General features: G+C 37.5%; 24 protein-coding genes and 1 other annotated feature. Of the genes, 10 read left to right on the top strand and 14 right to left on the bottom strand.

Translation table 11 applies throughout. The annotated features are described in order from the left end of the window. Nucleotides 1-131: 131 nt before the first annotated feature. Nucleotides 132-314 (bottom strand): DUF1858 domain-containing protein, encoded by a 183-nt coding sequence (locus FHY60_RS16800; protein ID WP_139906100.1) that lies wholly within the window; start codon nucleotides 312-314, stop codon nucleotides 132-134. A 99-nt stretch (nucleotides 315-413) separates the two neighbouring features. After that, on the bottom strand, nucleotides 414-1,700 hold the full coding sequence (locus FHY60_RS16805) for an adenylosuccinate synthase (RefSeq protein ID WP_139906101.1): 1,287 nt from the start codon (nucleotides 1,698-1,700) through the stop codon (nucleotides 414-416). 490 nt (nucleotides 1,701-2,190) lie between these two features. On the opposite strand from FHY60_RS16805, the gene pgsA reads away from it, so the two are divergent. Together pgsA and FHY60_RS16815 are read left to right on the top strand one after the other, a co-directional pair. Further along, entirely contained in the window at nucleotides 2,191-2,721 is a 531-nt protein-coding gene (gene pgsA, locus FHY60_RS16810) for a CDP-diacylglycerol--glycerol-3-phosphate 3-phosphatidyltransferase (RefSeq protein WP_139906102.1), read from the top strand. A 23-nt stretch (nucleotides 2,722-2,744) separates the two neighbouring features. Continuing rightward, complete coding sequence (locus tag FHY60_RS16815; RefSeq protein ID WP_139906103.1) at nucleotides 2,745-3,920, top strand: NAD(P)-dependent malic enzyme; 1,176 nt, start codon at nucleotides 2,745-2,747, stop codon at nucleotides 3,918-3,920. A gap of 233 nt (nucleotides 3,921-4,153) precedes the next feature. Here the strand turns inward: FHY60_RS16815 and FHY60_RS16820 are convergent, their stop codons facing one another. Continuing rightward, nucleotides 4,154-5,575 carry an aldehyde dehydrogenase family protein gene (locus tag FHY60_RS16820; RefSeq protein ID WP_139906104.1) on the bottom strand — a complete coding sequence of 474 codons (1,422 nt, stop codon included), beginning with the start codon at nucleotides 5,573-5,575 and terminating at the stop codon, nucleotides 4,154-4,156. Between the two features lie 52 nt (nucleotides 5,576-5,627). Next, nucleotides 5,628-6,242 (bottom strand): signal peptidase I, encoded by a 615-nt coding sequence (lepB, locus tag FHY60_RS16825; protein WP_243122171.1) that lies wholly within the window; start codon nucleotides 6,240-6,242, stop codon nucleotides 5,628-5,630. 249 nt (nucleotides 6,243-6,491) lie between these two features. On the opposite strand from lepB, the gene FHY60_RS16830 reads away from it, so the two are divergent. Further along, a complete protein-coding gene (locus FHY60_RS16830; RefSeq protein WP_139906105.1) occupies nucleotides 6,492-7,403 on the top strand; it encodes a C40 family peptidase in 912 nt (303 codons plus the stop codon). Nucleotides 7,404-7,578: 175 nt separating this feature from the next. On the opposite strand, the gene FHY60_RS16835 is transcribed toward FHY60_RS16830, so the two are convergent. From FHY60_RS16835 to FHY60_RS16870, 8 genes are all read right to left on the bottom strand, one after another. Next, nucleotides 7,579-8,670: a PRK06851 family protein gene (locus FHY60_RS16835; protein ID WP_341472535.1), complete on the bottom strand. Its 1,092-nt coding sequence runs from the start codon at nucleotides 8,668-8,670 to the stop codon at nucleotides 7,579-7,581. Between the two features lie 182 nt (nucleotides 8,671-8,852). Next, nucleotides 8,853-9,407, bottom strand: a complete 555-nt coding sequence (locus FHY60_RS16840) for a rubrerythrin family protein (protein WP_139906106.1) — start codon at nucleotides 9,405-9,407, stop codon at nucleotides 8,853-8,855. A 160-nt stretch (nucleotides 9,408-9,567) separates the two neighbouring features. After that, entirely contained in the window at nucleotides 9,568-10,476 is a 909-nt protein-coding gene (locus tag FHY60_RS16845; protein ID WP_139906107.1) for a PLP-dependent cysteine synthase family protein, read from the bottom strand. Nucleotides 10,477-10,498: 22 nt separating this feature from the next. Then, nucleotides 10,499-11,647, bottom strand: coding sequence for a trans-sulfuration enzyme family protein (locus tag FHY60_RS16850; RefSeq protein ID WP_139906108.1), 1,149 nt, complete (start codon nucleotides 11,645-11,647; stop codon nucleotides 10,499-10,501). A 20-nt stretch (nucleotides 11,648-11,667) separates the two neighbouring features. Further along, nucleotides 11,668-12,291, bottom strand: coding sequence for a class I SAM-dependent methyltransferase (locus FHY60_RS16855; RefSeq protein WP_139906109.1), 624 nt, complete (start codon nucleotides 12,289-12,291; stop codon nucleotides 11,668-11,670). A gap of 53 nt (nucleotides 12,292-12,344) precedes the next feature. Beyond that, nucleotides 12,345-12,603 (bottom strand) — a binding site (T-box leader). Between the two features lie 141 nt (nucleotides 12,604-12,744). Beyond that, entirely contained in the window at nucleotides 12,745-13,371 is a 627-nt protein-coding gene (gene ytaF, locus FHY60_RS16860) for a sporulation membrane protein YtaF (protein ID WP_139906110.1), read from the bottom strand. Between the two features lie 52 nt (nucleotides 13,372-13,423). Then, nucleotides 13,424-15,607 carry a DNA topoisomerase III gene (locus FHY60_RS16865; RefSeq protein ID WP_139906111.1) on the bottom strand — a complete coding sequence of 728 codons (2,184 nt, stop codon included), beginning with the start codon at nucleotides 15,605-15,607 and terminating at the stop codon, nucleotides 13,424-13,426. Between the two features lie 247 nt (nucleotides 15,608-15,854). Then, a complete protein-coding gene (locus tag FHY60_RS16870; RefSeq protein WP_074366111.1) occupies nucleotides 15,855-16,019 on the bottom strand; it encodes a zinc-ribbon domain-containing protein in 165 nt (54 codons plus the stop codon). Between the two features lie 300 nt (nucleotides 16,020-16,319). Here FHY60_RS16870 and FHY60_RS16875 point away from each other — a divergent pair, with 300 nt between their 5' ends. The 5 genes from FHY60_RS16875 (at nucleotide 16,320) to FHY60_RS16895 (ending at nucleotide 21,475) form a co-directional block, all read left to right on the top strand. Continuing rightward, on the top strand, nucleotides 16,320-16,976 hold the full coding sequence (locus FHY60_RS16875) for an SIMPL domain-containing protein (RefSeq protein ID WP_139906112.1): 657 nt from the start codon (nucleotides 16,320-16,322) through the stop codon (nucleotides 16,974-16,976). Between the two features lie 231 nt (nucleotides 16,977-17,207). After that, nucleotides 17,208-18,800, top strand: a complete 1,593-nt coding sequence (locus FHY60_RS16880; protein WP_139906113.1) for an ABC-F family ATP-binding cassette domain-containing protein — start codon at nucleotides 17,208-17,210, stop codon at nucleotides 18,798-18,800. A 155-nt stretch (nucleotides 18,801-18,955) separates the two neighbouring features. Then, complete coding sequence (gene rpsA, locus FHY60_RS16885) at nucleotides 18,956-20,116, top strand: 30S ribosomal protein S1 (protein ID WP_243122172.1); 1,161 nt, start codon at nucleotides 18,956-18,958, stop codon at nucleotides 20,114-20,116. Between the two features lie 80 nt (nucleotides 20,117-20,196). Then, nucleotides 20,197-20,931, top strand: coding sequence for a GNAT family N-acetyltransferase (locus tag FHY60_RS16890; RefSeq protein WP_139906114.1), 735 nt, complete (start codon nucleotides 20,197-20,199; stop codon nucleotides 20,929-20,931). Nucleotides 20,932-21,028: 97 nt separating this feature from the next. Continuing rightward, on the top strand, nucleotides 21,029-21,475 hold the full coding sequence (locus FHY60_RS16895; RefSeq protein ID WP_139906115.1) for a hypothetical protein: 447 nt from the start codon (nucleotides 21,029-21,031) through the stop codon (nucleotides 21,473-21,475). 11 nt (nucleotides 21,476-21,486) lie between these two features. Here the strand turns inward: FHY60_RS16895 and FHY60_RS18565 are convergent, their stop codons facing one another. Both FHY60_RS18565 and FHY60_RS16900 read right to left on the bottom strand, forming a co-directional pair. Continuing rightward, nucleotides 21,487-21,615, bottom strand: a complete 129-nt coding sequence (locus tag FHY60_RS18565) for a hypothetical protein (protein WP_279230420.1) — start codon at nucleotides 21,613-21,615, stop codon at nucleotides 21,487-21,489. A 164-nt stretch (nucleotides 21,616-21,779) separates the two neighbouring features. Then, complete coding sequence (locus FHY60_RS16900) at nucleotides 21,780-22,067, bottom strand: ATP-binding cassette domain-containing protein (protein WP_341472558.1); 288 nt, start codon at nucleotides 22,065-22,067, stop codon at nucleotides 21,780-21,782. A gap of 245 nt (nucleotides 22,068-22,312) precedes the next feature. On the opposite strand from FHY60_RS16900, the gene FHY60_RS16905 reads away from it, so the two are divergent. Beyond that, a complete protein-coding gene (locus FHY60_RS16905) occupies nucleotides 22,313-23,086 on the top strand; it encodes a YdcF family protein (RefSeq protein ID WP_163193551.1) in 774 nt (257 codons plus the stop codon). A 121-nt stretch (nucleotides 23,087-23,207) separates the two neighbouring features. Next, a complete protein-coding gene (locus tag FHY60_RS18090) occupies nucleotides 23,208-23,348 on the top strand; it encodes a hypothetical protein (protein WP_163193553.1) in 141 nt (46 codons plus the stop codon). Nucleotides 23,349-23,408 lie beyond the last annotated feature (60 nt).

The raw sequence follows: 23,408 nt of genomic DNA on the forward strand, positions 1-23,408 counted from the left end.
AATATGTTCTTGATAAAATTTCCAGTAACATTTATAATTACATTATCATTTTAACAATTAAAATGCAATGACTCAATTTATAAAAAAGACTCTGAATTTTTGTTCAGAGTCTCTTTTTTGTGTTTTACCCATTATTTGTTTAGTGCTGCAAGAAGGTCTTCTAGATCTAATCCATGAACCATTGCTGCCTGTTCTATAGTTTCAGCCTGTGATGCAGGACATCCTACGCATCCCATACCGAAGTCCATAAGTATATCGATTTTGTCAGGATAAGTTCTAACAACTTCTCCGATAGTAGTATCCTTAGTTATCATCGCCATCAACCTTTCTTTGTGAATTTGACAAGCATTCATAGCAAACCATTGCTTTGTCTTAGGATTATTATAACTAACAGAATTTATAATTTCAACCCACTAAATGTCCCCAACTGCCATAGTTTGATCTCTCTTTGGACCCACAGATATGATTGCTATTTTTACACCTGTAAACTCTTCTATTCTCTTCAAATACTTCTTGGCGTTTTCAGGAAGCTCATCATAACTTCTTGCATCTGCTACGCTGTCATCCCAGCCGTCGAATTCCTCATAGATTGGTTCACAGGCTGCCAAGTCTTCCAGACTTGCAGGGAAGTATTCTATAACCTTACCGTTAAATTTGTAGCCTACACATACCTTTATCTTTTCCAAACCTGCAAGAGTATCAATCTTTGTCACTGCAAAGCTGGTCAAGCCATTTACTCTGGCACTGGTCTTTAAAATAACAAGATCAAGCCATCCGCATCTCCTTGATCTTCCGGTTGTTACCCCATACTCATGTCCCTTAGTTCTTATCCACTCACCAATTTTATTATCTAACTCTGTTGGGAATGGGCCCTTACCTACTCTTGTAGTATAGGCCTTGGCTATTCCTATGGCGCTATTTATCATTGTTGGTCCTATTCCAGCACCTGTACAAACTCCTCCGGCAATGGTATTTGAAGAGGTTACATAGGGATAGGTTCCATAGTCTATATCCAAAAGCATACCCTGGGCACCTTCGAAAAGTACCTTCTTCCCAGCCTTTATTAAGTCGTAAACTCTAACCGATATATCTTCTACATAAGGTCTTAACCTCTCGGCTAATTCCCTATATTCCTGGTATATGCTTTCAAAATCAAGAGTTTCACCACCAAGAACCTTAGTTATATACTGGTTCTTAGCTTCAATATTTGCTTCAAGCTTTTCTCTGAACACTGTAGGATTTATAAGATCACATACCCTTATACCGCTTCTCTCAGCCTTATCCGTATAGCATGGTCCAATACCCTTACCGGTAGTTCCAATGTCATTCTTCCCTCTGGCCTTTTCCTTTAGTGCATCTAACACTTTATGATAGGGCATAATCACTTGAGCTCTGTCACTTACTATCAAATTCTTTGGCGTTACCTCCACTCCAAGTCCCTGCAGATAATCTATCTCTCCAAAAAGCGCCTTGGGGTCAAGCACCACTCCATTACCAATTACGTTTAATTTATCTCCATATAGGATACCCGAAGGTATAAGATGAAGCTTATATTCCTTTTCTCCTACCACCACAGTATGGCCGGCGTTATTTCCACCTTGAAATCTCACAACCACATCGGCGCCTTCTGCAAGGTAATCTGTCATTTTACCCTTTCCTTCATCACCCCACTGAGCACCTAAAACTATAAATGATGACATATAATTTCCTCCAATCCTTACCTTTAACTGTTTTTTAAACTTAATTGATTTTCATGTTTATTTTTTGAAATTTTTTTTATTAAATCCATGCAATATATCATTAACACAAAAGAATGAAATAATTGGAACTTTTATCATGTAATGACTATCTCCATTAACAATATTATCAAAGCAAAAAAGGATAGTCAACATAATTAACGAACATTATCTAAATAATTCGTTTTATAATTCGGAAAATCCCGGGATGATGGTAGCACTTTTACTCCTTCAATTAAAACCCCAATACTATCTTTAATTATAGATAAGGTCACTACTCTCCATTACTTTTCCTTTTTTTACTTTCAATAATGTGATATGATTATATTGTGTGCTCTAAGAAATGGTTCAATAAAAAACATATTACTTTTGTTATAATTTCAATCAACTGCACATATAAGGCAGTGGTCACATTAATCAAGGAGGTGACAGCCGGACTTAGACCGGTAGTTTTATGAATTTACCCAATATACTTACACTTTTTAGACTTTTTTTGATTCCGGTTTTTGTATTAGTTTTCTTTTCATCTATGGAAAACAGCCTTATAACTTCTATAACTATTTTTTTGGTGGCAGGTGCCACTGATGTCCTGGATGGTTACATAGCAAGAAAATATAATTTAGTTACCAAATGGGGGATGGTTTTGGACCCATTAGCTGATAAACTTATGCTGCTCACAGTGTTAGTTTGTTTGGCCATAAAGGATTATGCTCCGGTTTGGATTGTAGTTGTAATCGCTCTGAAGGAAGTTTTCATGATTATATCCGGAATGTTTTTATTTTCTAAAAATACCGTTATCCCATCTAATATATTTGGAAAGGCCTCAACCCTTCTTTTTTACTTATCAGTATTTATTTTGTCCTTGGATGAAAATTTAGGGGACTACATGTTAGTTATTGCTGTTATAAGCGCTTTTATCGCACTTATTAATTACGCTCTGATATATTTTAAACAAAAAAAGTCAGAAACCAGTAAACAGAAATAGACTTATACAAGGGGGGATTATTTGTGTCAATTTATGATGAAGCTTTAAAATTTCACGATGAAAAAAGAGGGAAAATAGAAATAGTATCCAGAATTGAAGTTAAAGACTCTAAGGATTTGAGCCTTGCCTATACTCCTGGAGTAGCACAGCCATGCCTGGAGATAGAAAAGAATCCTGAACTAGCCTATAGGTATACACGAAGATGGAACACCATAGCTGTAGTTTCCGATGGTACCGCCGTATTGGGGTTAGGCGACATCGGTCCGCTGGCATCCTTGCCGGTTATGGAAGGTAAGGCAGTACTCTTCAAGACCTTTGGTGATGTAGATGCATTTCCAATAGTTATAAACTCCAAGGATACCGATGAAATTGTAGAGACTATCGCCAACATTTCCCTATCCTTTGGAGGAATAAATCTGGAAGATATATCTGCTCCAAGATGTTTTGAAATCGAAAGAAAACTAAAAGAAAGACTTGATATACCGGTATTTCATGACGACCAGCACGGAACTGCTGTAGTTACCCTGGCCGCCCTTATAAATGCACTTAAAATAGTAGATAAGAAATTAGAAGATATAAAAATAGTTATGAACGGAGCCGGTGCTGCCGGTGTTGCAATTGCAAAACTGCTTCTTTCTTCCGGTGTTAAGAACATAATAATGTGTGATAGAAAGGGTGCCCTTTATAAAGGAATGGAGCATATAGATGCTTCTAAAGACGCCATAGCAGAGCTTACAAATCCGGAAAGGCTTACTGGCTCACTGGCTGATGTGATAAAAGATGCAGATGTATTCATAGGTGTATCTGCTCCCAATACTGTTACAGAAGCTATGGTCAGAAGTATGAATAAGGATGCCATTATCTTTGCAATGGCAAATCCAACCCCGGAAATTTTCCCTGAGGATGCTGCAAGAGCTGGGGCAAGAATTATCGGAACCGGAAGATCTGATTTTCCTAATCAGATAAACAATGTACTTGCCTTCCCTGGAATTTTCAGAGGTGCTTTGGATGTAAGGGCCAAGGATATAAATGAGGAGATGAAGGTAGCTGCGGCTTATGCTATAGCAGATTCAATTCCTACAGAATACCTGTCTGAGGAAAATATAATCCCAAGAGCCTTTGACAAGGATGTTCAAATGAAGGTTGCCAAGGCCGTCAGCGAAGCTGCCAGAAAAAGCGGCGTTGCCAGAGATATATAAACAAACGGTTATCTCACTTATAAGAAATTAGTAAATTGTTTTAGAAATTAAGAATTAAAAATGAATGAGGATTTTTCTCCGCTTCTCTACGAAAAATCTTTTATATACTTTTTTAGGCATGCGATGGCATGCCTAAATATTTTAACAAAAGATTGATGGGCAAATTTTTAGGTTATACTTTTCCACCAACACTTTTCTATAACAGAGTCATATAGCTTAATCAAGAACCATTTTTAAATATACTTCATCATTCTTTTTATCAATCCCTTTGTGCTGCTCTTGTATGGAGGATAGAAGGTTTCTACCGTATTTATCCGTCCCTGCTCAAAGACAGACCTTTCGTGGGTGAAGGCCATAAAGCCGTGGTAGCCATGTGTCTTTCCAATTCCACTGTTATTAAAACCACCAAAGGGTAAATTGGTATTAGATACATGAATCACAACATTATTTACAGCTATATCACCGGATTCAGTATTGTTCATTACATCTTTAACCGTTCTTTTATCCTTAGCAAAAACATATAGAGCTAAAGGCTTTGGCTTTGAATTTATGTAAGAATATACCTCATCAAGATTGTCATAGGGAATAATCGGTAGTACAGGTCCAAAAATCTCTTCCTCCATAATATCCGAATCCCATGGAACCCCGGTAAGTAATGTAGGGGTAATAATATTGGCGTCTTCATAAAAGTCCCCACCAACGGGAATTGACGCACCTTTTTTTACAGCATCCTCTACCATAGCCTTGATTCTGTCAAAGTGCCTTTTATTAATTATGCTGGTATACTTTTGACTTTCCTTCTCACTCATGTCGCCATAAAATCTATTTACATACTTCTTAAACAGAGAAATAAATTCTGTTTCTTTCTCCCTTGGTATGAACAAGTAATCTGGAGCCACACATATCTGTCCGGCATTTACTGTCTTGCCCCAAACAATCTTTTTAGCAGCATCCTCCATGTCTGCTGAGGAATGTATGATTACCGGTGACTTTCCTCCAAGTTCCAAGGTAACGGTGGTTAAATTCTTGGCTGCTGCAGCCATAACCTTTTTGCCTACTGCCGGGCTTCCGGTAAAGAAAATATTATCAAAAGGCAGTTCAAGTAATCTTTCTGCAGTCCTGTAATCCCCCTCAAATACCGCTGCCTCTTTTTGCTCAAAGACACTTTCAACAACTCTTTTTATTATGGCCGTAGTATTGGGACTGAATTCAGAAGGCTTTAATATGACACAATTTCCTGCAGCAACGGCATATACAAGGGGATCAATGGCCAATTGAAATGGAAAGTTCCAGGGCGAAAGTATCAATGATACCCCTCTCGGCTCTCTTCTTATAAGGCTTTTACTTCCCAAATGCGAAATAGGAGTTTTTACTCTTTTTGGCTTCATCCATTTTGAAAGCTTTCTCATGGTATACTTAATGCTGGAAATTACGGGAAGTATTTCTGTTAGCAAGCTTTCCTCATGAGGTTTTCTAAAGTCCTTATAGATTGCTTCCTGAATAGCTTCACTATTTTCCAGGATCACTTTCATGAGCCTTTTTAATTTAACTATTCTCTCCTTGGCAGAGGTTTGTTTTAGCACAAAGCGGTATTGCTGCTGGATATAGAATACCTTTTTCATTTCATTAACTTGTTCTTCAAAACTCTTCTCCATGTTTTCACCTCTAAAATATAAAGCTAACCTATCAGTTAGCTTTATTATATTTTTATAAAATTTTCATAGCCTTTATTGGTAAAAATCTCATCACTGCCCTGCCCTTTACATCCTCTACCTTAACAGGGCCAAAGCTTCTGCTGTCTATGCTGTTGCTCCGGTTGTCTCCCATTACAAATATACAGCCCTCCGGAACTTTGTATTTTTTGTTCTCCAGCAAAAACCTTTCGGGCTCAGTGAATGTACCTTCCGGGAGATAATCCTCCTTAGCCTCTTCACCATTGACATAGACCTTGCCGCCTTTTACTTCTATTTCATCGCCGGCTATAGCTATAACTCTCTTAATATATATGTCATTTCTGGCATTATGAGTTTGAAAGATAACTATACTTCCTCTACTGTATTTATCCCACAGGGTACTAATTTTTTCTACAAATACAACATCCCTATTGCTTAAAGTGGGGTACATAGATTGCCCATCTACATCAGCTCTGGCAATGATAAAGTTCCTTATAATAAGGGCCATTATAACACATATCACTATGGAGACAGCATATTCCTTTATGGTACTTTCTATAGATTTGTCCTTCTTATGTTCATTTTCATAATCTTCATGCTGTAAATCAATAGCATCCTTTTCTTTCTTAATTAACTTACCAAAATCCACGTTACACCCCTTCAATCAAAATTTTAAAACATTTATCAAAAATAACATTAGCATATATTCCTATAAAATTATAGCATAAAGAAATTTTCTTTTCAGCAATACCATTATGTTTTTTCAATCCCTCTACTTATTTTTATTCTTTTGGGAAACCATATATATATACATTAATAGTGTGAGTATTTTTCATCAATAATATAAAGGTGCTAAAAATAGGAAATCCGTAATACACAGTATGAGGAGGCACAGTCAATGGATTGGTATACCGATTATAAGCTGGTTGAAGATAATGGTAGCTATACACTTGTCATAAATCTGAATCAAAACTCCACTGAATTTTCAAGTGAGTTAGGAGAAAGCTTTAAAGAAAATCTATTAAATCTGGATGATAAGATTAGAAAGTTTGTAAAAGAAAAATTTTCTGATATTAAAGTAAATACTGTAAAACTTGTCCTTGGCACCATGGTGGTTGCCTCTATTCCCTTTGCCGCTTCCACAAAGGTTCAAGCTGCGGAACTTAATGCAAGCAACTCTCAGCAGGCTTCAGAAAAAGCCCTTGACACCACTGGAATAGTAACTGCCAGCAAGCTTAATGTACGTACAGGTCCAAGCACAAGCTACTCCGTAATGCATACACTATGGCAGGGAAATAACGTAAAGGTTATTGGTGAAAGTAACGGCTGGTATAAAATTCAGCTCTCTGATGGCAGAACGGGATGGGTCAGTGGTACTTACTTAAAGCTAACAGAACAACAAACAACTACCCCCCAGGTCAATGATCGAGAGACAAAAATCAACACCGTAATTTCAAAAGCAAAATCCTTGTTAGGCACTCCCTATGTTTGGGGTGGTGAGTCTCTTCAAGAAGGTGGCTTTGATTGTTCCGGCCTTACCCAATATGTATATAAGATGGTTGGAGTTGACTTAAACCGAATTTCAGCTGATCAGGCTAAACAGGGAACTACCGTATCACGTGCAAACCTTCAGCCGGGAGATTTGGTTTTCTATTCTTTTGAAGGAACCTCCAATATAAATCATGTCGGAATATATATAGGCGAGAATAAAATGATCCACAGTCCAAAAGCAGGGGATGTAGTTAAGATAACAGATATATCTACTTCCTATTGGGAAAGCCGCTTTGTTACTGCCAAAAGAGTCCTGTGAAGAAAATTGCGGCATACCGCAATTTTATAAATTATTAATTAGTAATGAGTAATTAGTAATTATGGAGGATTTTTCTTCGTTTCTCTACGAAAAATCTTTAAAATAATATTTTTGTAGAAATTCAGCTGCGCTGAATTTCATCCATCATTATTCATTACTCATTACTCATTATTAATTACTTTATGCTTTCTATATAATTGTTGATTTTTACCTTGATCGCTTCTATTTTACTGAAATCCATTGCATACCTGTAGTACTCCTCCAGGCTATCATGAATTTCCTTTGCCTCTGCCAATGCCGCAATTCCTTCTTTGACTCTTTTCTTGTACCTTTTTATTATATCAGCTAATTTGGCTGCATATTTTTCATCAGTTCCGGGTGCAATTGTGGCTTCATACATATCAACTATCTCGTCATTATCTCTGCCGGGGAAGTATTCATGAGGTGAGGTGCTGTCAAAAATAACCACACCTAGTTCCCTGAAAATCAGCATGTCAAGGCTGTGAGGATCAAATCCGCAATGATATACCTCTACATCTATTCCTCTCTCTTCTGCAGTTGCTGCAAGCTTCTTAAGCATAGAGGACTTGCCGCTTCCGGGACGTCCCTTTATAAAATATCTCTTTGGCATTTCTTTCGTAATTTCCGGTACAAAGTCAGTAGTTCCCTTTGGTGTAGCTCCACCGAAGAATCTGTGTTTTACAACTGCTTTCTTATCAAAACGTACATCCTTTAAAATTCTTTCGATTATATCTGCAGTAATTGCATTTGCCTTTGCAAAATCCATGTTACTGATATAGATTTTTTCCCATTCATCGTGTATTTTTAGTGCCTCACTGAATTTTGAATAAGCCAACTTATACTTTTCATCAGTCTCTTCTGTTAACTTTATCATATCCTTCTTATGTTTCTTAAGTTTTTCAATATCTAAAGCCTCACTCATATCTATATACTGCTCTATGAGGCCCGGCAGTTTTGCTACAATTGCACAAGGTTCGTTCCCATTGACTACTGCAACCTTAAGTTCGGGAATTATCACTCCATCAATGGAACCATTCTCTCTTGAACAATGCAAAACCTCTACATCATATCCTTTTTCATTCCATTCCTTAGCAAGGTTTTTTATTAATGTTGATTTTCCTGTACCTGGCCCACCCTTTAGTACGAAGATTTTATCTAATCCCTGAAGGTTTGATTCATATAGACTATAAAATCCTCTGGCAGTATTACCTTCTGCATAATAATTTAAAACCCTTCCGGTCATCATAATACACTCCTTATGGAATACTTGAATTCCTTTCCGTTACATAATTAGGATATGCAGCTTGGCGTAGCTTTGTGCTGGCAACAGGTCCTTTTGTTTATACCAAAAGCTTTCAGATAAAACGCCACCTTGCCACTGAAAAAAGCTTCCCCACCCATACAAATGGGAAGGGAAGCTTTTTATCTTTAGAATTCTTTGAACATTTCTCTCTTAACGCCGCAAACGGGACACTTTTCAACGTTTGCACCAATTTCCGTATAGCCGCATATTGGACATATATATATCTTTTCATCGCCCATGTCCTTACCTTCCCTTGCCAGGTCCTGAGCATCTTGGAACATCCTGGCATGAATCTTTTCTGCTTCTAATGCATAACGGAAGGCCTTTTCTGCATCCTTTTCATTCTGGAACTTTGCAGCTTCAAGATATACAGGATACATTTGCTTTACTTCGTGTAATTCTCCATCTATTGCGCCCTGTAGGTTTTCTACTATGTTTGTGTTGCCGAATTCAGCGCCTGCTGTAACAGTGTGAGCACCAGCTTCATTTTTTAATACATTGAAGTGATTTTTAGCATGTGCCCACTCTGCATATGCTACTGCCCTAAATAGTCTTCCTATATTAGGATAACCATCTTTATCAGCAGCATCTCCCCATATGAGATACCTCATATGAGCCATACTTTCCCCGCCATAGGCTGATCTCAAAAAATCCGCAGTCATTGCATTATTAACTCCCAAAAAAACACTCCCTTTATATATAAAATTTCCAGTTATATTATTATGTCATTCTCAATATTTTATTCATACCTTTTAGACCACACAAAAATTTAGTTGAAAGTGGACAGTTTACATTTGAAAGTTATTCTTGAGATTCAGCCTCTTAGCTAAATATATGCAACTAGTAGATCCCCTTACTAAAGTATCGGTCCCCTCTATCAGGAAATACGGTGACAATGTTTCCCCCTTCTACACTTTCTGCCAGCTTCAAGGCCGCTGCCATAGCTGCTCCTGAGGAGCTGCCAACTATGATGCCTTCCTTAAGTGCCAGCTCTTTTACCATATTAAAGGCCTCTTCATCCTTGACCTTTATTACCTCATCAACCAAGCTCATATCCATAGTATTTGGAATAAAATTATTGCCAATTCCTTCAACCTTATAGCAGCCCTCCGGCCCCCCTCCCATAGTTGAACCTATTGGATCTGCCAGAACGCCCCTTACCGTTGGAAGTTTTTCTCTCAGGTACTTCATTACCCCGGTATAGGTACCACCGCTTCCGGCTCCCGCTACAAAATAATCAATTTTCCCCTCCAGGGCCTCATATATTTCAGGACCGGTAGTTTCATAGTGGGCTCTGGGATTAGCTTCATTTTCAAACTGCTCCAAAGCAATGGAATTCTCGATAGAGGACAAAAGTTCCTTGGCCTTAGCTACTGCTCCCAGCATCCCCAGTTCCCTGGGAGTGTTCACTATCTTTGCCCCCAAGGCTCTCATCAAGGCTTGCTTTTCCACAGAAAACTTCTCCGGAACTACAAAGATTATATTATAACCTCTATTTAAGGCTGCAAAGGCCACCCCTATACCTGTATTTCCTGCAGTTGCCTCTACAATGGTATAGCCCGGTTTAAGCCTTCCTTCTCTTTCTGCCCCTTCTATCATATAAACACCTATTCTGTCCTTCACACTGCCCCCCGGGTTATGGTTTTCAAGTTTAGCAAATATATTTACACCTGACTTAACTCCCATATTATTTAGCTTTATGAGAGGAGTATTCCCTATCAGCTCTCTTAAATCATTTATATATTTCATCACCAACACCCTCTACCATATATTACTCTTCCTTAGCCAGCTCAATTGCCTTGTTTATATCCTCTATCAGATCCTCCGCATTTTCTATTCCTACAGATAGCCTTATCAAATTGTCTACTATTCCTACCTTCTGCCTTATTTCATATGGAATAGAAGCATGAGTCATAGTTGCCGGATGACTTATTAAGGACTCTACTCCTCCTAAGCTCTCTCCAAAGGTAATAAACTGTAAGCCTTCAATAAACTTCTTATAGCTGTACCCTTCTTTTAGAACAAAGGCTATCATTCCACCGTAACCCTTAGCCTGCTTACTCTGGACAGAGTGTCCCGGATGATCTTCAAAACCGGGGTAATATACCTTAGCCACCTCTGCCCTGCTTCTCAAGTATTCCGCTATAATCTTTGCATTTGAATTGTGTCTATCCATTCTAACCGCCAGGGTCTTTATTCCCCTGATCATAAGGAAAGAGTCAAAGGGTGGCAGCACACCACCTGTAGCATTTTGTATAAAGTGAAGCCTTTCCGCCAAATCCTTGCTATTGACTACAGCAAGGCCTGATACTGTATCACTGTGGCCTCCAAGATACTTTGTTCCACTGTGAACCACTATGTCAGCCCCTAATTCAATAGGCCTTTGTAAATAAGGGGTCATAAAAGTATTGTCTACAATTGTCAATAAACCATGTTCCTTAGCCAGCTTAGCTACCTCTGCTATATCAGTAATGTCCATCAAAGGGTTTGTTGGAGTTTCTATATATATGGCCACAACATTTTCATCAATGGCTTCTTTGATTTCTTGGAGCTTAGAGGTATTGACAATGGCATACTTAATATTAAAATTAGTGAATACCTTATCTAATACCCTAAAGCTGCCCCCATATATATTATTTGATATCAGAATTTTATCTCCGGCTTTAAATAAGAAAATCACTGCCGTTATGGCCGCCATGCCGGAAGCAAAGGCAAATCCGGCATAACCTCCTTCCAACTCTGCAATAAGCTTTTCTAATGCCTCTCTTGTGGGGTTCCCAGTTCTTGAGTATTCATAGCCTTTATTAACCCCCATCTCAGGCTGCTTATAAGTTGAGGTTTGGTAAATAGGTACATTTACCGCCCCGGTATTTTCATCTCCATCTATTCCACCATGTATTAATAATGATTCAATTTTCATTTTAACTCCTCCCACACTCTCTATTTAACTGCTGTTGCTATAAATATCCCAGTTTCAGTGTACTCACCTTTACTGGAGTATCCTTTGCACTTCAAGTCTGTGTTTTCAATCCTTATATCCCTAAAGCCTGCTTCTTTAAGCCACTGAGTTATTTGCTCATTGGAAAAGCCAAGCCATTCGTCATACATCTCTTCTCTGGCCCATTCTCCATTGTGCTCCATAACATCGGAAATGACCACAAATCCGCCTTTTACAATAACTCTATACATCTCTTCTATGGCTTTCTTAGCGTTCTTTACATGATGAAGGGCCATATTTATAAAGGTAGCATCCAAAGACTCATCAAAGAGAGCCAAGTTATCCAAAGAAGATTTTATGGGATATATATTTTTAAGTTCCCGTTTTAAAGCCGCTGTCTTCAGCTCCTTTAGCATATTTATGGAGTTGTCTATAGAAAACACTATACTTGCATCATTAGCCAATGCCAATGACACAAAACCTGTACCGCATCCTAAATCAGCCACTACCTTATCCTTTATATTGTTAATAGATAAAAGCTTGTACTTTACCCTTTCCTCAAAGTATTCGCTTCTTATTACATTCCATTGTTTTGCTATAGAGTCAAAATATTGTACTGAATTCATAATATTTTCCTCCTAATCTATTATTAGATAAGCAAAAAACTTCTGCCTCTAAATATAGAGGCAGAAGTTAAATTCCGCGGTCCCACTCTAATTATCATATATGCAAAGGCATAATGATATCTCCTTTACTTCGGTACTAACATACCTTAACGCTATAACAGGCGTACCCGCTGCAGTCTACAAGAGTATTACTCCTTCGATGCAGTGCTCAAAGACGCATTCACATAACTTACACTTAAAGCCCTTCTCAGCCACTGAGGACTTTTCTCTGTCAGCTTACATTATGCTACTATTTCTTATCAACGCATTTATTCCTACTAATCCAATAGGATTGCCTAACTTAATAATATCATATGCTCATTCTTTAATTTTGTCAACAATAAATAAAAACTTTACTTTAGTAAACTTATACTTAAATGTATACAGTTGCTTCAATAATTTTAAGCTTCCTAATCATATAATAAGTTCTAATATACCAAGACAGATTATAATAATTGCAGATATATATTCACTGTACTTAGATATACTACTATTCAATATTTTATGTCCTATATAAACTCCAACCTTTAAAAATAACATACTAAAAATAAATGTTACTATAGAGGTTATATATATATTGAGGCCTGCAACACTGACTCCTATACCAAAGCCAATATTGTTTATACTGAGAATACCCCCCAGTATTGCAGCCTCCTTAAGTTCTATCTCCTTTGAATTATCCTTATCCAGAAATTCTGGATGCTCAATATAATCATAATATTGATTAGTAGGCCTATCCTTCAAAAGTGAATGCTCTTTCTGGGCCTTTATTGATCCGATCAGCATATACATTCCAAATATAATTAATAAGGTACTTCCTAACATTTTTGCCTGCTCTTTTGATATGAAAGCTTGAACGCCCTTACCAATCAACATGGCACAAAAGGTTCCCAAGCATGAAACCACAGCCACGAGTAAATTGCTGGAAAAGTTTATCTTTATAGCCTTTCCACCATAACTTATCCCAATAACAAAATTATCACAGCTTGAAGCCAAACAGAAAAAAAGAATTGATATTAAATGCATATAACCCTCCAGCATACTTAGTACACTATAAAATATACAGTGTATAGCTGAAGGGTTACTTATTATACTATTTTAAATTCAGTTTTGCCAGTGCCTCCGCCAAGGCATTATTACCTATATCTTCTTGTTTACTTTGTTGTCTTAAATATCTGGCTACTTCTTTCTTGGATACAGTATTACTTTCGTTCTTCTTTCTCTCGTTGAATGCAGAAAGCTTTTCCCTATAGCCGCAGCTGCAGACAAATATACGGCTATCACCCTCACCTCTAAGCTCCAGCTTTTTATGGCAGTTAGGACACCTTGCATTGGTTATTTGAGAAATTCCCTTTCTATAGCCACATTCTCTATCCTGGCACACAAGCAGCTTTCCTTTTTTGCCCTTTACCTCTAACAGGTACTTTCCACATTCCGGGCATTTTTCTCTGGTCATATTATCATGCCTGAACTTTTCTCCGCTGTTCTTTATATCCTCTACAATTTCTTTTGCATACTCTCTCATTTCTTTGATGAAGGTACCTTTATTCAGCTTTCCTTTAGAAATATTTCCCAATTTCTGCTCCCATTGTGCCGTAAGAGCAGGAGACTTTAATTCTTCCGGCACTAGGTCTAATAACTGCTTACCCTTAGAGGTTATGAATATGTCTTTTCCCCTCTTCTCAATTAGAAAGCTGTTAAAGAGTTTCTCAATAATATCCGCTCTGGTGGCTACAGTACCGATTCCGCCGGCTTCCCCAATGGTCTTTATCAGCTCTTTGCTCTCGCCCTGCATATATTTAACCGGATTTTCCATGGCAGAAAGTAATGTAGCTTCATTGAAAGGAGCAGGCGGCTTTGTCTCACCCTTAGTTTGAACTATTGAAGTCACTTCAAGTATGTCACCCTTATTAAGCTCCGGCAAAGTTTGCTCTGCTAGCTCTTCAGATTCATCCTCATCAAAGCTGTCTTCGTAGACTTCCTTCCAGCCCAAGGACAATACCCTCTTTCCTCTGGCCATAAAGGACTCTTCCCCTATCTTTGCTCTCAGGGTAGTTTGCTCATATTCAAAGGGAGGATATAGCACAGCTAAAAAACGCTTTACCACAAGGTCATAGATCTTTCTTTCCTTATCGCTGAGCAGGCTTAAGGATATGGTCTGCTCCGTGGGTATTATGGCGTGATGATCTGATACCTTGCTGTCATCTACAAAGGATTTATTAGCCTTTATAGGACTTTTCATAAGCTTCATGGCTGCCTTTGAGTAAGGTCCAACACCACAGGCTTTTATTCTGTCCTTTAGTGTATCTACAATATCTGAGGACAAATACCTGGAATCCGTTCGCGGATAGGTAAGCACCTTATAATTCTCATATAATCTCTGCATTATGGACAAAGTCTCCTTAGCAGAGTATCCAAAGAACTTATTTGCATCTCTCTGAAGCTCTGTCAAATCGTAAAGCTGCGGAGCAAAACTCTTTTTAGCTGTCTTCTCAATATCTACAAGCTGAACATCTTTATTCTTTATATTTTTTAAAATGATATCTATTTTTTCTTTATCAAAGCTCTTTATATCCTTAGACTTGGCATCTTGCCAGGTAAACTTAATGCCCTGGGCCACTGCTGTTATGCCATAGTAGGTTTTGGGCTTGAAGTTTCTGATCTCTTCTTCCCTGGCAGCTATCATAGCCAAGGTTGGTGTCTGTACCCTTCCACAGGACAATTGAGCATTGTACTTTGTAGTCAGGGCTCTGGTAGCATTTATGCCCACTATCCAGTCCGCTTCAGCACGGGCTACTGCAGAGTGATATAAGTTTTCATATTCTCTGCCATCTTTAAGCTTATTAAAGCCCTCTTTTATAGCCTTATCCGTAACGGAAGATATCCATAGACGCTTTATGGGCTTTCTCACATTAGCCTTTTCAATAATCCATCTGGCCACAAGCTCCCCCTCACGCCCCGCATCAGTAGCTATAACTATACTGTCTACATCTTTTCGATTTAACTGTTCCTTAACAACATTGAACTGCTTTCCACTCTGCTTGGTGACTACAAGCTTCAGGGGTGAAGGCAGCATGGGTAAGTCCTCCAGCTTCCAAGCCTTATACTTATCATCATATTGTTCCGGGTCCGCTAAGGTAACCAAGTGTCCCAGGGCCCAAGTAACTATATACTTATCACCTTCCAGGTATCCATTGCCACCTTTACTGCATTTTAATACCCTGGCAATGTCTCTACCTACTGAAGGCTTTTCTGCTAAAACCAATATTTTACTCATATTCATTCCTCACTAATCTATTAAAATTAAAGATTTTTCGTAGAGAATCGGAGAAAAATCTTCCTCAATTACTCATTACTCACTGCTCATTACTCATTTAGAAAATTGTACACTAATTATACTATTCACATTAACACATTTTTACACAATGTATCAAGGGTCCATTGAAATATGCAGATTTAAAGTATAATCACAAAATCAAAAAACCCTATAAGATTTCTCTTATAGGGTGTGTTGTCGGATTGAATTATCTTCTGAATCCTCTGTTGTTCTGTTGCTTTCTTGCTTTTCTGCACTCAGGACATCTTACTGGATCATTTTCGAATCCTTTTTCCTTGTAGAAAGCCTGCTCGCCTTCAGTGAAAACGAATTCTTTTCCACAATCTTTGCATACTAAATTTTTATCTGCCATTTCAACATTCCTCCTTTTAGATTGATAGTGAAGATTTAAAAACTGATTAACACATCTTCCTGACAAAAGGGGAATGTTGTTGATCATTTAAATCTCTTGCTACGGAATTAACCGTAACTACTATGTAATTATAGCACAGCCTATTATAATATGCAATAAATTTTATTTTTATTTTTCATAATTTTTTAACAGTTTTTAAACCTATATAAATATTTATATATGCTAAAAACTGCTGTAACCCTTATCCCCTAACTGCTATTATAATAATAGAGAATAATAATATTAAAAGGGGATTAATCAATGATAAATTATGGATTTAGTGACCCAAATCCACGTACATCAATGAGAAGAAAGATGAAAGTCACCGGCAGTGGTTCCATTAAGGCTGAACCGGATATTGCCACAGTGAATCTTGGCGTTGTTACAGAAAACATGAGTCTGGAAGCAGCCCAAAGAGAAAACACCCTTAGGACAAATGCTGTTATAGACAGCTTATTAAAGTTGAAGGTTTCCAGAAAAGACATAGGCACCGCAAGCTTTGATATCCAGCCCCAATACGATTTTGTAGAAGGTAGACAGGAGTTTAAAGGCTTTAGGGTTACCAATATATTATCTGTCACCGTAAGAGATCTTTCAAAAACTGGAGAAATTATAGATACCGCTATTGCCAGTGGAGCTAACCGTGTAGATAGTGTACGCTTTTCCGTAGAAAATCCTGCTGAATATTACAGCCGTGCATTAAGCTTGGCGGTAAGAAGTGCTTCAGAAAAGGCAAAGGAACTTTCCTACGACTTCGGTGTTCAACTTAACCCTATCCCCATTAGGATTACAGAACAAAGCTCTGTTACCCTTCCGGAAGAAGCTCAAACCATGAAGTTAATGGCTTCTTCCACACCCATATTGCCCGGTCAGATTGAAATCACTGCACGGATTGAGGTCGTTTTTGAGTATCGATAAAATTATCAGTAAAAAAGTAGCGATTACCAAACAAAAAATTTAAAATCTTACTGAAACGTAGTTTTAAAATAATAACTTTTGTAGAAATTCAGCTCCGCTGAATTTCATCCATAATTGCTCATTACTCATCACTCATTATTCATTGAAAAGAATAAAAACTATATGCTTGAGCTTATTATTATGCTATAATATGAAAGCATGTCAAAAAACATTGAAAAGGATGATTGATTAGTGATTACTGTTACAAATGTAAGCTTGAGATACGGCGGAAGAAAGCTGTTTGAAGATGTAAATTTAAAATTCACTCCCGGCAACTGCTATGGAGTTATTGGCGCCAACGGTGCAGGAAAGAGTACCTTCTTAAAGATACTTTCCGGTGAAATAGAACCTAATACCGGGGAAGTAAGCGTAGCTCCCGGCGTTAGAATGTCCGTACTAAAACAGGACCACTATCAGTATGATGAGTTTGGTGTAATCGAAACTGTAATAATGGGTAATCCAAGATTATATGAGATAATGAAGGAAAAGGATGAGCTATACGCAAAGGCTGACTTTACTGATGAAGATGGAATAAGAGCATCAGAATTGGAAGGCGAATTCGCTGACTTAAACGGTTGGGAAGCTGAAGCTGAAGCATCATCATTACTGCAGGGGCTAGGTATAGGCACTGAGCTTCATGACAAAAAGGTAGCAGAACTGGGTGGCAGCGAGAAGGTTAAGGTTCTTTTAGCTCAGGCCCTTTTTGGTAAGCCTGGAGTACTAATACTAGACGAGCCTACTAACCACTTAGATATTAAATCAATAAATTGGTTGGAAGAGTTTTTAATAGAATTTGAAGGTACTGTTATCGTAGTATCCCATGACAGACACTTCTTAAATAAAGTTTGTACTCATATGGCTGATGTTGACTTCGGGAAAATCAAGCTATATGTTGGTAACTATGACTTCTGGTATGAATCCAGCCAGCTGGCTACACAACTTTTAAAGGACCAGAACAAGAAGAAGGAAGAAAAGATCAAGGAACTTCAGGAATTTATTGCCCGATTCAGTGCCAATGCATCTAAGTCTAAGCAAGCTACATCTAGAAAGAAGCTACTAGAGAAGATTACTATTGAAGATATTCAGCCTTCCAGCAGAAGATATCCCTTCGTAGGCTTTAAGCCTGAAAGAGAAGTTGGAAATGACATTCTGAGAGTAGAAGGCCTTTCAAAGACTATAGACGGAGTTAAGGTTCTGAACAATGTAAGCTTCACAGTTTCCAAGGGAGATAAGATAGCCTTTATCGGAGACAATGAAATTGCCATCACTACACTGTTTAAGATACTTATGGGAGAAATGGAACCGGATAGTGGAGAATTCAAGTGGGGTATTACTATAACTAAGGCCTACTTCCCTAAAGACAATTCCGAATTCTTTAATGATGTAGAGTTAAACCTCGTGGATTGGCTGAGACAGTTCTCCGATGAAAAATCAGAAAGCTATCTGAGAGGCTTCCTTGGAAGAATGTTATTCTCAGGAGATGAAGCACTGAAGCAGGCTAAGGTCTTATCCGGAGGCGAAAGAGTAAGATGTATGCTTTCAAGAATGATGTTAAGTAGTGCTAACGTATTAATTCTGGATCAACCGACAAACCACCTTGACCTAGAATCTATAACAGCCGTAAACAATGGCCTTCAGGATTTCAAGAGCATAGTTCTCTTTACTTCTCATGACCATCAGTTTATACAGACCATAGCAAACAGAATTATCAATATTACCCCAGAGGGTATTGTAGATAAGCGAATGACTTACGACGAATACCTTGAAAGTATCGGAATTCAATAAAAAATATCAAGAGGTGTCACGGACAGGGGCACCTCTTTTTAATTTGAAGTCCGGAGAAAAGAATAATATGTTATCATTAAGGGTTATTTTATGTACAACTATTTGATATAATATATTTATGATGTATTTTTTTACTAAAAAGGAGAGATAGTAACATGGAAAACAGCATGCAGGATTTAATGAATGAATTAAACGATTCCTTCAAGGTTATTCATCCGGGAGACATTATTAAAGGAAAGGTTCTATCTGTAAAAGAAGACGAAGTCCTTGTTAATATAGGTTATATGACCGACGGTATTATATCTAGAGAAGAACTTTCATCAGACCCAAGAGTTAATCCAAAGGACGTTGTAAAAGTGGACGATGAAATACTGGTATATGTACTAGAAATTAATGACGGTGAAGGTAATGTGGCCTTATCCAAAAGGCTAGCTGATGCAATACATATTTGGGATGAGCTTCAGGAGATTAAGGATGCAGGAAAGACTATTAACGTAAAGGTAAAAGAAGCTGTAAAAGGCGGAGTAACTGCTGATATAAACGGTATTAGAGCCTTTATTCCTGCTTCACAACTATCATTACACCGTGTAGAAGACCTAAACACTGTTGTTGGTCAATCCATGGACGTTGTAATAATGGAACTTGATAAGGAAAAGAAGAGAGTTATCTTATCCAGAAAAGAAGTTGAATTGAAAGAAGCTGAGAAAAAGAAAGAAGCCTTATGGGCATCCTTGAAGAAGGGTGAAAAGAGAACCGGTGTAGTTACCAGACTTGCCCGTTTTGGAGCTTTTGTGGATCTTGGAGGAATAGACGGTCTTATCCACAACAACGATTTATCTTGGAAGAGAGTTGTTAATCCTGCAGATGTAGTATCTGTCGGTGATAATGTAGAAGTTTATGTTTTAGATTTTGATAAAGCAGGTAATAGAATCTCCCTTAGCTTGAAAGATGTTGCTCAGAATCCATGGAATTCAGTAGCAGCAAAATTTGCTGTAGGAAACATAGTGGAAGGTAAAGTAGTAAGAGTAGTTGACTTTGGTGCCTTCGTTGAACTTGAGTCTGGAGTTGAAGGACTTGTTCATGTTTCAGAAATATCTGAAGATAGAATCACAAAGCCTTCTGATGTATTAAAGGTTGGAGATACTGTTAAGGTTAAAATCCTCGATATCGATAATGAAAAATCAAAGATAGCCCTCAGCATAAAAGAAGCAGTGGCCAAACCACAAGAGGACTATTCTCAATACAACAGCCAGGATACCGGCTCAACTTTAGGTGATCTGTTTGGCGATAAGCTAAAAGGATTAAAACTTGATTAGAATGTATCATTGATAAATATATACTCCAGTAAGAATTAATTCTTTACTGGAGTAATTCTTTTATTCTTGGAGGTGGTTATATGATAACACTTATAGAAGAGATGTCCTTTAATGCTGTTCCTTCGCTAGAAACCCTGTTTTATGATGGCTGGATAATCCGTCTTTCCAAAGGCTATACCAAAAGAGCTAATTCAGTTAATCCACTTTATCCCTCTACTCTTGATATCAATTCAAAAATAGATAAATGTGAAAATCTATTCCATCATAAAAATCTGCCCATAATATTTAAGCTTACCTCAGGAGACTTCCATCAAGGCTTAGATAGCACATTAAAGGAAAAGGGCTATACTTCTATAGAACCTACCAGTGTCCGAGTGCTGGATATAAGAAATATTCCATCTCCAACTATTAACAGCATAAAAATATCTTCATCTCTGGAAGACAGATGGTTAATGGATTATTGCAGATTCAGTGACATAAGTCCCCAACATATGTATATTGTAAAGACAACTCTTGCCTCAATAATACCCGAAAAGTATTTTATCACTCTTATGGACAAAGATATACCCGTTGCCTGCGGTATGGGTGTATTAGAAAACAACTATATAGGCTTGTTTAACTTAGTTGTGGACAAGCGGTTTAGAGAAAAAGGCTATGGTCAGCAATTGCTTCTTAACCTATTGAACTTAGGAAGAGACAAAGGTGCCCAATACTCTTATCTTCAGGTCATGATTAGAAACATTCCCGCTGTTCATCTATATAATAAGTTTGGCTTTAAAGAAAAATATAGATATTGGTATAGGGTAAAACTATAAAGTAAGTTTAAAAACCTCTTCTATTGTAAAGAATGTAAACATAAGATTTATTATCCAAGCTATATTAGGATAAAAATTACGATAGAGAGGTATTAATATGTCAAATCTACCCTTAAAGGATTATAAGCCTGAAAGTAGTGATTACCTTCAAGGCACTATTAAAAATTTGGAACTCCTTATTAATAAAGAAAATAGAAATTCAATGTATTTTGAAAAGCTATTGGATCAAATATCTGACCTCAATATATCCGGCACCATAAAAAATATTGTCAGCATATCAAAGGAACATTGTAATACTTTAAAGGCCATATATATGGAGCTGACAAGCAAAAGCTATAGCTGTTCACAAGGAGACGTTCATATCGACGGCAGCATCAAGAAGGCCCTTATGTGGGCACTCCTTGATACTTTTGAAATAGTGAAAATATACCATTCCCTTCTTGAGAATTTAACAGCACCAAAACACAGGGCTTTTGTTCTGAAGATGATAAACGATGAAGTAACTGCTGTGACAGAACTGAATGCTTTACTGGTGGAAAAGTAGGTCCTATGAAGCTACTTTTTTAGCGTTCTAAGTTTTTGAAGTAATTCTTTATACCCCTTATCCAGCGCTGCTACATCATCTTTTTTAGATGGCATACTGAGTCTACCCAGAATTTCTGCCAGTCTATTTTCTATGATCATTGTGGTCGCTGCATCAACTTCATTATCCTCCTTCTTTTCCCCTTGCTCTTTTTTATTTAGGTATTCTTGGAGGGTGCCATCAAAATTAATAATTTTATTATTTTCAATGGCCAGAATATGGTTGGCAACATTATTGACGAACCTTCTGTCATGAGAAACAAAAATTATTGTGTACCATATCCCCTGAGGGCTTCTTCTACTGCCTCCAAAGAGTAGATATCCAGGTAATTGGTGGGTTCATCCAGTATAAGTACATTAAAGTCACCTACCATTATCTTGGCTAGAGCCCCCTTAACTCTTTCTCCCCCACTCAGTAATTCTACTTTTTTGTTTAAATCTTCCCTCCTAAACAGCAGTCTGGCCTCGGAGTTTCCCATTCTGGCAGGCGCCTTTCTCATGGTCCTAACTTTTTCTTTTGTTTCACCAATAACCTCCTTAATGGAAAGGACAATATCAACCTTATTGTGTTAACCCTAAAAAAGCGTACCGGATAACAGGGTATAAAAACTAACCCTATCAACAAGTACAACTATATTTAAAAAAGGACATAAAAATAATGAGGTATCACAACAGATTTTATTCTGTTGTGAAGTCAACACCAAAATATATTTTTTCACAGGAACTTATTATAGGCTCCTACAACTTCCTATTGTATAATATTACTATATATAATCATATTTTGATTGGAGGATATGTTTTGAAGAGTAAATTTAGAAATATAACAGGCAAGGCTCTCTTTATCATTTCGGCTCTATGTTTCATAAACAGTTTATCTACCCTTATATATAAGAATTCCTTTTGGCCTTTCTTTGTACTATTAGGATTGATTTTTGGACTACTTGGCTACCTTTATCTCTATGTTGAGTTCAATACTGAAAAAAAGATTATAAAAGTATCTCTCTGGATCTTCCACGGCATTGCTGCTTTATTGATTCTATCTTTTTTCATTGTGGAATTTCTAATTATCAGTTCCGGCAATAAAAAGGAAGCTAGTCCCCCAGACTATGTAGTTATCCTTGGTGCCGGCTTATGGGGAGATACCCCCTCACTTACCTTAGCTCAAAGGCTTGATTCCGGCTTAGACTTAATTAAAGTCCTACCGGAGGAAACAAAAATTGTGGTGTCTGGCGGCCAAGGCCCCGGTGAGACCACAACAGAAGCAGAAGCAATGAAGAAGTATTTGATAGATAGGGGCGTGGCAGAGGACCGAATAATAAAAGAAGATAAGTCCACCAGTACCCAAGAAAATCTCTTATATACCAAAGCTCTTATAAGGGGAATGGGTAGCAGGGAAAATATAAGGATAACCATTGTCACTAGTAATTTTCACATGTACCGTTCAAAGTTGTTGGCAAAGAAAGCTGGTTTTGAAGAAGTTCAGTGTTGGTCAGCTCCCATAACCCCATACCTCACTCCAACCTATTATGTAAGGGAGTATTTAGCAGTTATAAAATCACTATTGATAAATTAATATAATATCGGTGTTTATTGTATTTAATTACTAAGATATGGCTAGAATATTTTTATATTAAAGCTAACATTATTTGCATTTTAGGAGGAAAGTATGCCTGACATTATTTTGGATGCTTTAGTTGATACTGCAAAGAATGATTCCCTTTCTTTTTGTCATTTACATAGGGATAGAGTATCTTGAATTTAAGTTAGGAGATAACCTGATAAAAAAGGTTAAAAAGGCAGGAAGGATTGCCCCAGCAGCCGGTGCTATCTTTTGACTAGTACCCCAGTGTGGCTTTTCCATCATTCTTAATTCTTAATTTTTAATTCTTAATTTC

It is taken from the genome of Clostridium thermarum (assembly GCF_006351925.1).
In the GTDB taxonomy this organism is placed as follows: domain Bacteria; phylum Bacillota; class Clostridia; order Clostridiales; family Clostridiaceae; genus Clostridium_AU; species Clostridium_AU thermarum.

Bases quoted from the DNA above. Each gene is read 5' to 3' on its own strand.
- FHY60_RS16800 (WP_139906100.1), bottom strand. From the start codon at position 314: ATGATAACTAAGGATACTACTATCGGAGAAGTTGTTAGAACTTATCCT.
- FHY60_RS16805 (WP_139906101.1), bottom strand. From the start codon at position 1,700: ATGTCATCATTTATAGTTTTAGGTGCTCAGTGGGGTGATGAAGGAAAG.
- pgsA (WP_139906102.1), top strand. From the start codon at position 2,191: ATGAATTTACCCAATATACTTACACTTTTTAGACTTTTTTTGATTCCG.
- FHY60_RS16820 (WP_139906104.1), bottom strand. From the start codon at position 5,575: ATGGAGAAGAGTTTTGAAGAACAAGTTAATGAAATGAAAAAGGTATTC.
- FHY60_RS16830 (WP_139906105.1), top strand. From the start codon at position 6,492: ATGGATTGGTATACCGATTATAAGCTGGTTGAAGATAATGGTAGCTAT.
- FHY60_RS16835 (WP_341472535.1), bottom strand. From the start codon at position 8,670: ATGATGACCGGAAGGGTTTTAAATTATTATGCAGAAGGTAATACTGCC.
- FHY60_RS16845 (WP_139906107.1), bottom strand. From the start codon at position 10,476: ATGAAATATATAAATGATTTAAGAGAGCTGATAGGGAATACTCCTCTC.
- FHY60_RS16850 (WP_139906108.1), bottom strand. From the start codon at position 11,647: ATGAAAATTGAATCATTATTAATACATGGTGGAATAGATGGAGATGAA.
- FHY60_RS16855 (WP_139906109.1), bottom strand. From the start codon at position 12,291: ATGAATTCAGTACAATATTTTGACTCTATAGCAAAACAATGGAATGTA.
- ytaF (WP_139906110.1), bottom strand. From the start codon at position 13,371: ATGCTGGAGGGTTATATGCATTTAATATCAATTCTTTTTTTCTGTTTG.
- FHY60_RS16865 (WP_139906111.1), bottom strand. From the start codon at position 15,607: ATGAGTAAAATATTGGTTTTAGCAGAAAAGCCTTCAGTAGGTAGAGAC.
- FHY60_RS16870 (WP_074366111.1), bottom strand. From the start codon at position 16,019: ATGGCAGATAAAAATTTAGTATGCAAAGATTGTGGAAAAGAATTCGTT.
- FHY60_RS16875 (WP_139906112.1), top strand. From the start codon at position 16,320: ATGATAAATTATGGATTTAGTGACCCAAATCCACGTACATCAATGAGA.
- rpsA (WP_243122172.1), top strand. From the start codon at position 18,956: ATGGAAAACAGCATGCAGGATTTAATGAATGAATTAAACGATTCCTTC.
- FHY60_RS16890 (WP_139906114.1), top strand. From the start codon at position 20,197: ATGATAACACTTATAGAAGAGATGTCCTTTAATGCTGTTCCTTCGCTA.
- FHY60_RS16895 (WP_139906115.1), top strand. From the start codon at position 21,029: ATGTCAAATCTACCCTTAAAGGATTATAAGCCTGAAAGTAGTGATTAC.
- FHY60_RS18565 (WP_279230420.1), bottom strand. From the start codon at position 21,615: ATGATCATAGAAAATAGACTGGCAGAAATTCTGGGTAGACTCAGTATG.